This window comes from Butyricicoccus pullicaecorum, from assembly GCF_002160355.1.
In the GTDB taxonomy this organism is placed as follows: domain Bacteria; phylum Bacillota; class Clostridia; order Oscillospirales; family Butyricicoccaceae; genus Butyricicoccus; species Butyricicoccus pullicaecorum.
In genome coordinates this window covers 124,644-136,752 of sequence record NZ_NFKK01000002.1, presented here as the reverse complement: position 1 = coordinate 136,752, position 12,109 = coordinate 124,644, and the positions used below count along the sequence as shown (strand labels likewise).

At 53.4% G+C, this 12,109-nt stretch carries 12 protein-coding genes and 1 pseudogene; 12 read left to right on the top strand and 1 reads right to left on the bottom strand.

Annotated features, from left to right (window positions below):
• Nucleotides 1-281: 281 nt before the first annotated feature.
• The 4 genes and pseudogenes from B5F17_RS02355 to B5F17_RS02340 form a co-directional block, all read left to right on the top strand.
• Nucleotides 282-719 carry a PadR family transcriptional regulator gene (locus tag B5F17_RS02355; protein WP_087370348.1) on the top strand — a complete coding sequence of 146 codons (438 nt, stop codon included), beginning with the start codon at nt 282-284 and terminating at the stop codon, nt 717-719.
• Nucleotides 720-758: 39 nt separating this feature from the next.
• Entirely contained in the window at nt 759-2,144 is a 1,386-nt protein-coding gene (locus B5F17_RS02350) for a uroporphyrinogen decarboxylase family protein (protein WP_087370346.1), read from the top strand.
• 4 nt (nt 2,145-2,148) lie between these two features.
• On the top strand, nt 2,149-3,072 hold the full coding sequence (locus tag B5F17_RS02345; protein ID WP_087370343.1) for a CobW family GTP-binding protein: 924 nt from the start codon (nt 2,149-2,151) through the stop codon (nt 3,070-3,072).
• A 140-nt stretch (nt 3,073-3,212) separates the two neighbouring features.
• Nucleotides 3,213-3,830 (top strand): annotated as a pseudogene (locus B5F17_RS02340) (sigma-70 family RNA polymerase sigma factor); the annotation flags it as partial.
• A gap of 51 nt (nt 3,831-3,881) precedes the next feature.
• Here B5F17_RS02340 and B5F17_RS02335 read toward each other — a convergent pair.
• Nucleotides 3,882-4,328 carry an RrF2 family transcriptional regulator gene (locus tag B5F17_RS02335; RefSeq protein ID WP_087370342.1) on the bottom strand — a complete coding sequence of 149 codons (447 nt, stop codon included), beginning with the start codon at nt 4,326-4,328 and terminating at the stop codon, nt 3,882-3,884.
• A 429-nt stretch (nt 4,329-4,757) separates the two neighbouring features.
• On the opposite strand from B5F17_RS02335, the gene B5F17_RS02330 reads away from it, so the two are divergent.
• From B5F17_RS02330 to B5F17_RS02300, 8 genes are all read left to right on the top strand, one after another.
• Entirely contained in the window at nt 4,758-5,504 is a 747-nt protein-coding gene (locus B5F17_RS02330) for a methionine ABC transporter ATP-binding protein (RefSeq protein ID WP_087370340.1), read from the top strand.
• A complete protein-coding gene (locus B5F17_RS02325; protein WP_087370338.1) occupies nt 5,497-6,180 on the top strand; it encodes a methionine ABC transporter permease in 684 nt (227 codons plus the stop codon). The genes B5F17_RS02330 and B5F17_RS02325 overlap by 8 nt, the downstream gene beginning before the upstream one ends.
• Nucleotides 6,181-6,325: 145 nt before the next feature.
• Nucleotides 6,326-7,648 (top strand): dicarboxylate/amino acid:cation symporter, encoded by a 1,323-nt coding sequence (locus B5F17_RS02320; protein ID WP_087370336.1) that lies wholly within the window; start codon nt 6,326-6,328, stop codon nt 7,646-7,648.
• 41 nt (nt 7,649-7,689) lie between these two features.
• On the top strand, nt 7,690-8,529 hold the full coding sequence (locus tag B5F17_RS02315) for a MetQ/NlpA family ABC transporter substrate-binding protein (protein ID WP_087370334.1): 840 nt from the start codon (nt 7,690-7,692) through the stop codon (nt 8,527-8,529).
• A gap of 132 nt (nt 8,530-8,661) precedes the next feature.
• Complete coding sequence (locus B5F17_RS02310) at nt 8,662-9,393, top strand: EFR1 family ferrodoxin (RefSeq protein WP_087370332.1); 732 nt, start codon at nt 8,662-8,664, stop codon at nt 9,391-9,393.
• 33 nt (nt 9,394-9,426) lie between these two features.
• Entirely contained in the window at nt 9,427-10,143 is a 717-nt protein-coding gene (locus tag B5F17_RS02305) for an alpha/beta fold hydrolase (RefSeq protein WP_087370329.1), read from the top strand.
• Nucleotides 10,144-10,288: 145 nt separating this feature from the next.
• The gene (locus B5F17_RS15200; protein WP_275532106.1) at nt 10,289-10,423 is read left to right on the top strand and encodes a hypothetical protein; all 135 of its coding nucleotides are present in this window, start codon (nt 10,289-10,291) and stop codon (nt 10,421-10,423) included.
• Nucleotides 10,424-10,428: 5 nt separating this feature from the next.
• A complete protein-coding gene (locus B5F17_RS02300) occupies nt 10,429-12,000 on the top strand; it encodes a recombinase family protein (RefSeq protein WP_087370327.1) in 1,572 nt (523 codons plus the stop codon).
• Nucleotides 12,001-12,109: the final 109 nt, after the last annotated feature.

Below are 12,109 nucleotides of genomic sequence, written 5' to 3'. Positions count from 1 at the left end.
CATAGCAGATTTGATTTTTCCTGACTTGCAGTATCTTATTTTTTTTAGAAATATCTTGCCGTCTTGTGCAATGGACAGGCAAAAAAATCGTGCTGTGCGCCTTTCTCTTCCATGATTTTCGTATTATCTGCACAAATTCAAAGCATTTATTTGTCTGTCATTCACAAATTTGTGCACATCTGTTCAGAAAAAGAAGATTGTACCAACCAGAGCAATATCCTACAATCCCGCGCCCATTCGATTTGTTATACTAGAGCCAACACAAAGGAGGGTCACCCGGTATGAGCATCAAAAATGCCAAATGTGCCTGTCAGGGCGGAACGCTCATGCGCTTCGTCCAGCCCATCATCCTGTCCGCGCTCGCACAGTCGCCCGATCATGGTTACGATCTGCTGCGCAAGCTCGGTCAGACTGCACTGTGGCGCGATGCAAAACCGGATGCAACCGGCGTTTACCGTGTTCTGCGCGAGATGGAAGCGCGGGGACTGATCTCGTCCACGCTCGACAGTGCCGCCCGCGGCGCGATGGGCAAGCGTGTGTTTGCCATCACCGACGCAGGCCGCGCCTGCATGGACAGTTGGATCGACACGCTGACCGACTACCGACAGGGCATCGATGAAGTCATCGACCTGCTCACGTCAGCTTGCCCCGATCACACACCCGCACCGTCTGCCTGCTGCTGTGCACAGCAAACACCGGATTCCGACCAATCTCTTTGAAAAAACACGTAATTTTACATTCTTAGGAGGATGTTCCACATGAAAGATCTGCTGCTCCGCACCCTGCGCCACGAGTCCATCGAACGTGCCCCCTGGGTTCCCTTCGCAGGCGTTCACGCCGGCCATCTGAAGGGCTACACCGCAACCGAAATGCTGACCGACGCTGACAAGGCGTTCGAGTCGCTGATGGAAGTCAACCGTCTGTACAAGCCCGATGGCCAGCCGGTCATTTTCGACTTACAGATCGAGGCCGAGTGCCTGGGCTGCGGCCTGACCTGGGCTGATGACTGCCCGCCGTCCGTCAGCTCCCATCCGCTCGACGGCAGCGACGAAGAGCCGCCTGTAACGCCCTGCGATTGCAAAATCCCGACCAAGGAGAGCGGACGCATCCCCTATGTACTCGATGTTATGCACCGCATGAAGGAAGCAGTCGGCGACACCACCGCACTGTACGGCCTGATCTGCGGCCCCTTCACCCTGGCTTCCCACCTGCGCGGCAATAATCTGTTCACCGATATGTTCGACTTTGAGGAAGAAGTCGAGAGCCTGTTTGCATTCTGCAATCGCGTGTGCATGAAGATGGCCGACTACTACATCGAAGCTGGCATGGATGTCATTGCACTGGTAGACCCGCTGATCTCCCAGATTTCCACCGCACACTTTGAGCAGTACATGACCGAGCCCTACACCGCGCTGTTTGACCACATCCGTGCACAGGGTGCGCTGTCCTCGTTCTTCGTCTGCGGCGACGCAACTCGAAACATCGAGGTTATGTGCCAGACCAATCCGGACTCTATTTCCGTCGACGAAAACGTGAACCTTCTGGCTGCCAAGGAGATCACCGACCGCTATAACGTTGCCATTGGCGGCAACATCCCGCTGACCTCCATCATGCTGCTCGGCAACCAGCAGGACAACATGAAGTTTGCCGTCGATCTGCTCGACTCCATCCCGGACAAGCGCAACTTCATCCTGGCTCCCGGCTGCGACATGCCCTACAACGTACCGGTTGAAAACTGCATCGGCGTTGCACAGGCTGCGATCGAGACCGACGTGGTACGCGAGATGGTCAAGAACTATCAGGCAGAGGAAATCGACACCTCGAACGTCGTCATTCCCGACTATGCTTCCCTCACCAAGCCGCTCGTCGAGGTCTTCACCCTCGATTCGGCACAGTGCGCAGCTTGCGGCTACATGATGGGCGCTGCAAACCAGGCAAAGGAAACCTTCGGCGACAAGATCGATATGGTCGAATACAAGTTTATTTACAAGGAAAATGTCGCTCGCTGCGTCAAGATGGGTGTACCCAACCTGCCGTCCATGTACATCAACGGTGAGCTCAAGTACCGCTCGATCATCCCCACCAAGGCAGATCTGGAAGCTGCCATCAATGAGGCGATCGCGGTCTGCGACAGCAGAAAGTAAGCCTATGAGCAAACTGTATCTGATTACCGGGTTTTTGGGTGCGGGAAAAACCACCTTTCTCAAACGATTCCTTGACCTGTTCGCCGGTCAGAAGATTCAGCTGATTATCAACGAGTTCGGTCAGGAGGGTGTCGACGGCACCCTCCTTTCCGGCCTTGGCGCATACTTGCAGGAAATCTCAGGTGGTTCGGTCTTCTGCTCCTGCCGTCTGGATCAGTTCGAGTCAGTTCTGCGTGGTTCTGTCGATCTTCACCCCGATGTGATCTTGGTCGAGGCCTCCGGTCTGTCCGATCCCACCGGTGTGCGCCGTCTGTTCTCTCAGGCCGACCGTTTCCCGCACATCGACTATCAGGGTGCGGTCTGCTTGGTCGACGCGGTACGTTTCCCCAAGCTGTATGCCACCGCGCGCACCTGTGTCAAACAGTTGGCTTCGAGTGATGTGGTGGTCATCAACAAGATTGACAAGGCTTCCGCCGAACAACTTGATCAGACCCGCACGCTCGTGCGCGGCCAGCGGCCTGAAATCCCGATCATCGAGACCTCTTTTGGTCAGGTTGATGGCTCTCTGCTCGATCTCCTGTCTGCACAGCACACCCCTGCTCCCGGCGAGTCCATGCCCTTGATCGCCGATTTGACCGTGCGCAAGCTGCAGGTTAAAATTTCCCCGGAAATTTCTCGCTATGACCTGCAAAAGTTCATCGAGATGTTTATCGAGGATACTTTCCGCGTCAAGGGATTTCTCCAGACAGTCGATGCCGGTCTGCTGCTCGCAGACTGCGTGGGCAACGTTGTCAACCTGTCCCCGGCTCCGGCTGATGTGCCAGAAGACAAAATCGGCTGGCTGACCATCCTGTCAGGTGCCAGAATGCCCGTTCACAAAGCCGTTAAGCAGGCTTGTCAATGGTATCAAAAGTATATTTTGGAATAAGTTTTTCTGTATTAAATCGCAAGCTCTCTCTTTTACGCTGATGTCTTCGGGCATCAGCGTTTTTGTATCTCCGTTTTTGTCGGCATGGGACGACCTCACGCATTCATACAGTAGCTCTATCACAGAAAGGAGCGTTTTTTATGCTGTTTTGGATGCACGCACTGTTTTTCATGCTCCGTGTGCAGGGTGCGGGCGGTTCATTTCCGCCGCCGCTGCGCACCAATGAGGAACAGGACTGCCTCGCCCGCATGGCGCAGGGTGACACCGCGGCACGCGATCAACTGATCGAGCATAACCTTCGACTGGTCGCGCACATCGTCAAAAAATATTACGCAGACCCGTCTGAGCAGGATGATCTAATCTCGATTGGCACGATTGGGCTGATCAAAGCGGTCAGCACTTATCAGCCGGACAAAGGGGTACGACTGGCGACCTATGCGGCACGCTGTATTGAAAACGAGATCCTCATGCACTTCCGTGCCGGGCGCAAGAGTCAAAACGATGTCTCGCTGGACGAATCTCCCGACAGTGATGGCGACAGCAATTCGCTTGCCCTGCTCGGAACGATCAGCGTGGAAGACGAACGCTTGCATCTGGTTGAGATGAGCGACCGTTACCAAACCATGTATGATTGTCTGTCCCGCAATCTGTCTCCCCGGGAAAAGCATATTTTGACCTTGCGCTATGGCCTGAACGGTCACGACCCGCTGCCCCAGCGTGAAGTCGCCGCCGCGCTGGGTATCTCACGCTCCTATGTATCGCGCCGCGCTTACTGTAAGTGCATAGAAAAACAGCCCGCGTCCGAATCTTCAGGCGTGGGCTGTTTCCGTTTTCTGTTCATCACAAGCAGGGCTTTGTTTCATCAAATCTGCAATGGTATATCCATCAAAAAATTCATTGACCAGCGTGTCAAATGCCTGCCACATGGGCAGCGTCCGGCAATCTGCCGCGCGCGGACAGGGTGCAGCGTCGCGTCCCAGGCAGGAAACCGGTGCAAAATCCCCTTCGGTCAGGCGAATGATGCTGCCGACCGTATACTGATCGGGGTCTTTGCTCAGTTTATAGCCGCCTCCCTTTCCACGCACGCCAATTAACATGCCATTCTGCACCAAAATCTTCAAAATGGCTTCCAGATATTTTTCGGAAATCTGCTGCCGCTCAGCGATTTCTTTAAGCGGTATATATTCTTTGTCGCGATGCTCTGCCAGATCGATCATCACGCGCAGCGCATAGCGTCCCTTGGTCGAAACAATCATTTTTTCACTTCCACAGGCTGTTTTGCCTATTATATCACAGGATTTATTACAAATTCAATCGTTCTCCCGCTTCTGTCCGGCAGGATATACAGAAAACTCCTTCTTACCCAAGTCAAGATAGGAACATTTACTAAATTTCTATAAACCTATTGACATAGTAGGTTTATAGGTTTATAATCCATACATCACTTTTTGACACCCAGGAAAGGAGGAAACACCATGAAAAACCAGAATTTTGCATCTGTAAAATGCTGTCGAATGCGCCACGCCCGGGTAAACGATACGGTTGTGACGTTATTTGGTGCTGCTCCGCTTTCTTTTGCGATAAAGCCATAATATTTACGCACAACAACATTGTTCTTTACCCGGGAGTATATATATGCTCCCGGATTTTTTATACCCATTTTTAGACAGGAGGGTTTGGAAGCCGTGATTGAACTACAAAATTTGACCAAACGTTTCGAAACGCCGAAAGGAACGTTCCATGCGCTTGATCAGGTCAGTCTTTCCATAGAGGACGGCGATATCTTCGGCATCATCGGAATCAGCGGTGCCGGAAAATCGACGCTTATTCGCTGCATCAACCTCTTAGAGCGACCGGAAGCGGGCAAAATCCTGATTGACGGCAACGATATCACCCAGTATTCCGAGCGGCAGCTGCGCACGCTGCGCCGAAACATCGGCATGGTATTTCAGCAATTCCATCTGCTTATGCAGCTGACAATCCTGGAAAACGTCATGCTACCCATGCAGATTGCAGGGGTTCCCAAGGCAAACCAGCGTAAAAAGGCGCTGGAACTTTTGGAACTGGTCGGACTGCTCGAACAAAAGGACAAGTACCCGGCTCAGCTGTCCGGCGGACAGCAGCAGCGCGTCTCCATCGCCCGTGCACTGGCCAACGACCCCAAAGTCCTGCTCTGTGATGAACCGACCTCGGCACTCGATCCCCTGACCACGAGTTCGGTGCTGCATTTGCTCAAAGATATCCATGAAAAACTGGGTGTTACCATCGTCATCATCACCCACCAGATCGAGGTCGTACAAAAAATCTGCAACCGCATGGCGGTCATTGACCACGCCGTCATCGCTGAACAGGGTGACGTGCAGACGATTTTCCAAAATCCACAGGCACAAATCACCAAACAACTTTTAGGGAGGGTTTCCTGGCATGTTTGAGACAATCGGTACATTTTTTGAGCGCTACGGGCAGATGCTCTGGCAAGGTACGCTGGACACTCTGGTCATGACTCTGTGTGCAACGTTCTTCGCCTATCTCATCGGTCTGCCGATCGGCACCATCTTACAGATCACCAAGAAAAATGGCATTTGTGAACATCCGATGCTCTACCGGGTGCTCAGCTGGTTGGTCAATATCGGACGCAGCCTGCCATTCATCATCCTGATGGTACTCGTCATGCCTGTGACCAAGGCGGTTATGGGTACCAAGTTGGGTGTCCGGGGTGCGATCTTTCCGCTGGTCATCGCGGCTGCTCCCTTTGTAGCTCGCATGGTAGAATCGTCCCTTGCCGAACTGAATGCCGGTGTCATCGAGGCCGCTCGTGCAATGGGTGCCAGCCGCTTGCAGATCATCACCCGATTTTATCTCCCCGAATCGCTTCCCTCTCTTCTGCGTGGTGCTTCCATCAGTCTGATCACCGTTCTGGCCTACACTGCCATCGCCGGAGCTGTCGGTGCTGGTGGTTTGGGAGATATCGCCATCCGCTATGGCTATAATCGCTATCAATTTGACATTCTATTGGTAACGGTCATTTTGTTGATCATTTTAGTCGAAATCATGCAGACCGTTTTCCATATCATCTGCAAGAAGGTCGACAAACGGCGCAGCGCATAAGCGCTCTGCGCAGACAAACACAGTAAGGATGTGATACGCTATGTACCACTTATTTCAAGGACTGGTACGACAAAACTTTCGATTTGGACGATGTCGCGGCTGACACCCTGCGATACATTCACCCAGATAGAAAGGATATACGAACATGAATTTTGAACCTTTGGAGTGGGGCGCACTGCTGCTGACCCTGATATTTTTCGCCCTGCTGTACTACCTCGACGTTAAGCGTCAATGGGATTTCGGGGTGCGCACCTTGTTGGCCACCGCCCTGGGTGTCGTCGTCGGACTGGTCTTCCCCGGTCACTACACCTACGTTGCGGCCTTCGGTTCCATCTACACCCGCGTCATCTCAGCACTGGTCATTCCCCTGCTGCTGTTTAGCATTGTTTCCAGCATCACAAACTTAGGCTCATCCATCCGTCTCAAAAGCATCGGACTTAAAACCGTGCTCTTCTTGCTGCTCAACACGCTGCTCGCGAGCATCATCACGCTGATTGCATCCACCGCAACCGGTATCGGCTCCGGATTCGTCTACGAGCTGGCCGCTGACTATGAAGCTGCCGAAGTACCGTCCATTCTGGACACCCTCATCGGTCTGTTCCCCAAAAATCTGGCGGCACATTGGGCAGAAGGTGAAGTCGTCCCGATCGTGCTGTTTCTCGTACTGGTCGGCATCGCATTCAACAAGCTACACCAGGAATATGCCGAACAGGTTGCACCGTTTAAGGCATTCATTGACGCTGGAAATCACGTGATGGGTATGGTGGTCAATATCGTCATTTCCTTCACGCCCTACGCGGTTCTGTCGCTGATCGCCCGTGCAGTCAGCCGCAGCACGCTGTCCGATCTGCTCCCGCTGCTCGGTGTGCTGGTTCTGACCTATATCTTATGCGCCATCCAGCTGTTTGTCGTGGAGAGCGTTCTGCTTCGCGTCATCGGAAAGCTCAGCCCGCTCGCATTCTTCCGCAAGCTCTGGCCGGCAGCCGTGGTTGCCTTCACCTCCCAGAGCAGTATCGGTACCATCCCGGTAACCGTAAGTCAGCTCAAAAAGCTGGGTGTCAACGAGGATATCGCATCCTTCGGCGCAAGTTTGGGTGCCAATCTGGGCATGCCCGGATGCGCAGGCATCTGGCCGGTACTCACCGCCGTCTTTGCCATCCACATTCTTGGCCTGTCCTACTCCCCGGCACAGTATATCTTCTTGATCGTGCTGGCGATGGTCGTCGCAATCGGCAGCGTAGGCGTTCCCGGAACGGCAACCATCACGGCAACCGCGGTATTTGTCGCCGCCGGACTGCCCGTTGAGATCATCTTCCTTCTCGCTCCCATCTCCAGCATCGTTGACATGGCACGCACGGCAACCAATGTCATCGGCGCTGCCACTGCTACCACGCTGGTTGCAGCGACCGAGGAAAATCAACTCGATCGTGCGGCATATTACGACAAAGCCGCACACGATACAGTATAAAAATCATCTGCTTTATCTTGCATTTTAAGGAGTGTGACCCCATGAAAAAGACTTTATTCGGTATTCTGGCTCTTGCCCTCACCTTCACGCTGTCCGCCTGCGGCGCACCTTCCGGCTCGTCTGCCGCAAACACCAGCGAGTCATCACAAACTACCGTTCTGCGCGTCGGCGCTTCGCCCACACCGCACGCCGAAATTCTGAACGCGGTCAAGGACATCTTAAAGGAACAGTCGGGCATCGATCTCGAAGTCGTGGAGTACAGCGATTATGTCATCCCCAATACTGCGGTCGAGGAAGGCGAAGATCAGGCCAACTACTTCCAGCACACGCCCTATCTGGACACCTTCAACGCCGAGAACGGCACCCATCTGGTCAGCGTGGCAAAGATTCATTATGAACCCTTCGGCCTGTACTCCCAGACGGTCAAGAACATCTCTGATCTGCCCGACGGTGCAAAAATCGCTATCCCGAATGACGGCTCGAACGAGGCGCGTGCCCTGTATCTGCTCGAAGAGCAGGGACTCATCACCTTAAACCACGATGCCGGATTCCAGGCCACCGTACTGGACATCACCAGCAATCCTAAGAACCTTCAATTTGAGGAAGTCGCAGCCGAGCTGGTTGCCCGCACGCTCGATGACGTGGACGGTGCGATCGTCAACGGCAACTATGCACTTGCAGCCGGACTCAAGATCGAGGATGCAATCGCAACCGAGTCGGCTGAATCCGAGGCGGCACAGACCTATGCCAACATTCTGGTCGTTGAACAGGGTCACGAAAACGACGAGGCGGTACAGGCTCTGGTCAAGGCACTGACCAGCGACACCGCACGCGATTTCATCAACGAGACCTATCACGGCGCAGTCGTTCCGCTGTTCTAACCTGCACGCCCCATCGCACCCCATGCGGCATTTTGCTGCATCGGGGTGCTTTTTTCACCCTGCTTCGCGGTTGACGCTCCTCCCGTTTTGTCCTATAATATCTCCATTCGATACCAAGAAAGGATGCTGTGCATGATCTACTATTTTTCCGGCACCGGAAATTCCCGTTGGGCAGCCCGGCAAATCGCGGCACGCCTGCACGATACCGCACAGGATATCAGTAAACTGCGTCAACTGCCCGATCTGACCCACGAATCACAGATCGGCCTTGTATTTCCCATTTACGCCTGGGGTGCACCCGAACCGGTGCTGTCCTTTGTCAAAAAGCTGCCCAAAACCCAAGTCTTCACCTTCGCTGTGTGCACCTGTGGTGAGGAAGCCGGCTATGCCATGAAAAAACTGTCCGATCTCTACCCGTTCCGCAGCAGTTACAGTCTGGTCATGCCCAATAACTATATCATCGGTGCAGATGTGGACGACGCGCAGACCATCCACAAAAAGATTCAGGATGCACGTAATGCCATCCAAGCCCTCACCAACGAGGTTGCCCAGCACCAGACCGTTTACCGTGTGCAGGAAGGCAAGCATGCCGGACTCAAATCCGGTCTTGTGAACTTTGGTTTCAACCGTTTTGCACGCGGCACCAAGGCATTTTATGCGACTGACCGCTGCAATAGCTGCGGACTATGCGCGCAAAACTGCCCTGCCTCCACGATTACCATGACAAATGGCAAACCGGTCTGGGGCAAAACGTGCTATCAGTGTCTCGGATGCATCAACGCCTGTCCGCAGCGCGCCATTGAGTACGGAAAATCCACGCAAAAACACGGACGCTACACCATCGATGCGTATGTAAACGATTGATGCACACAACATATTTCTCACAGGTGATTTCATTTGAAACAAAAGAAGATTTCTCTCCTTAAAAAAGTGCTGCTCGGTGTGATTCTCTTGTTTGTCCTGCTCGCGGGCGCATTTTTCTGGTACGTATCCGACTATTACCGTGCCGAGGATATCGCCGTCAGCGTACTGGCACAGGATGACGGCATCACCGTTCAGGACAACTTGACCATTCTTTCGCCTTCCTCCCCGACCGACACAGCGATGATCTTTTACCCCGGCGCAAAGGTCGAGGCCATCGCCTATCTGCCGCTGCTCGACCAAATTCGACAGATCGGCGTGGCCTGTATTCTGGTCGATATGCCCTTTCACATGGCAATTTTTGACGTAGACGCGGCGCAGGATGTCATCGCGCAGTTCCCGGAATTCGAGCACTGGTACATTGCTGGGCACTCCATGGGCGGTGCCATGGCCTCTCAGTTTGCAGCCGACCACCCGGACGAGATTGACGGCCTCATCCTGCTCGGCGCGTACCTCTACGGCGATTATCCGACCGCTGACACGCTCACTATTTACGGCTCGCTTAACCAGAGCGTCGAAGACAAGCTGGACTACACCGAAAACGTGGTAGAAATTGCAGGCGGCAACCACGCCCAGTTTGGCAACTACGGTGCGCAGAAGGGCGACCCGCCCGCGACCATCTCGGCTGCCGAACAACAGGCACAGACGGTCAGCGCCATTCAGACATTCATTGCGCAGCGTCAGGCTGCATAAACAAAACACCCGGAACCTCTGCGGATTGTATGAGACTTCCGGGTGTTTTTCCATCATATTGCGGCAGAACTGCACTGCCGTTACATGGTATCTGTCCCGATCTCTTTGCATATCCTGTACCACTCAGCAAAAGGAGGTCGACACCATGTCCAAAAAACAACCGATCATACGCTGTGTCTTCTCCCCGGATTCCGGGCAGACGCTCTCCAAACTGTTAGAGGACGCTTTTCGGCTTTATCTGCGCCAAACACTTGAACAAACGCCACGTGACTCGGTCTGACCAGCATGTATTTTGACAATCCTTCTGCCTACCACGCAGCACTGTACATCAGGCTTTCCAAAGAGGATGAACATGAAGGGCCGTCCCAGAGCGTGCAGAATCAGCAGTCCATGCTGCAAACATTTACCCAGCAGCACGGATTATCGGTCTACGACACCTATGTAGACGACGGTTGGAGTGGTACAAACTTTGACCGTCCCAGTTTCCAACGCATGATTGCCGACATCGAAGCCGGAAAAGTCAATCTGGTTATCACCAAAGACCTTTCCCGTTTAGGCCGTGACTATATTCTGACCGGTCACTATATGGAGCGGTACTTTCCCGAACACCGGGTGCGATATATCTCCCTGCTCGATGGCATCGACACCGGCGTGGACTCCACCGCAAATGACATCACGCCTTTCCGCGCCATCATGAACGACATGTACGCGAAGGACATTTCCAAGAAGATCAAGAGCGTCAAGCGAGATAAACAACGAAAAGGACTGTTTATCGGTGGAAAGCCAGTATATGGCTACAAAATGCACCCGACCGAGAAAAATAAAATCGTAATTGATGAGAACGTCGCCCCGGTGGTACGGCGCATCTTTGCCCTGGCGCTTTCGGGTATGAGCTGCCGTCAGATTGCCGCTCTGCTCAATCAGGATGGCGTGCCCACGCCGTCGGCTTACGCACATCTGTTCATTGCCAAACCCGGCGCATATTCCGGTCTGTGGAGTGGGGAGCGTATCTCCGAAATGCTTCAAAACGAGACCTACATCGGCAATATGGTACAGGGTCGCAGAGTGAAAATCAGCTACAAATCCAAGAAATGCCTCAACCAATCTCCAGAACACTGGGTGATTGTGGAAGGTACGCACGAGCCGATTATTGCCCCGGAGACCTTTGAAAAAGTGCAGGCATTATTAGACAGTCGCAGACACACACGCAGCCGAACCTATGATTTTGCACTCAAAGGACTGATTTTCTGTCACGAGTGCGGGCATCTGCTGTCGGTCATCAACCGCAAGAACGCCAAAGGCGACGACGTGCTGTACTTTATCTGCCGTACGTATCAGCGCAACACCCGCGCCGGTGTCTGTACCAGCCATTCCATTCAGGAACGAACGGTCACACGCGCAGTTTTTACCAAAATACAGGAACTCTGCGCGTCTGCCTTGCAGCCCGATGCGCTATTTTCCATTGCATACGAAGCTGTACAAAAATCCCAATCAAATCCCTCTCACCTATCCGAACTGGAAGGCATCCATTCCAAGCTCGATACCCTGACGGCAAATCTAGATCGAATATATGACGATCGTCTATCTGGGTTGCTGTCAGCGGAAGATTTCGCACGAATTTACCAGCGTGTGAGCCGAGACCGCCGTGCACTGGAAGAAGGAAAACACGAGCTGTCTCAGCAGGCCAGTTGTCCGGTCTCTACACAAGATCGTGCCCATGCGCTGGTGCAGCAATTTCTCCAAACCCTTGACAGCAATCGTGCACTTCTGGTCAGCCTGATTGCACGCGCCGAACTCACGCAGGACAAAGAAATCATCCTCTATTTCCGCTTCCATGCATCGGAGGCGATTTTTTAGCCGCTCCTTCACTGACACTAAGCGCGGCGCGATGTATCGCGCATTGAGAAAAAAGCGCTGCAAAAGCTGCGCACGGCGATGGAAGCGCAGGAAGGCCCGGCTTGACGAA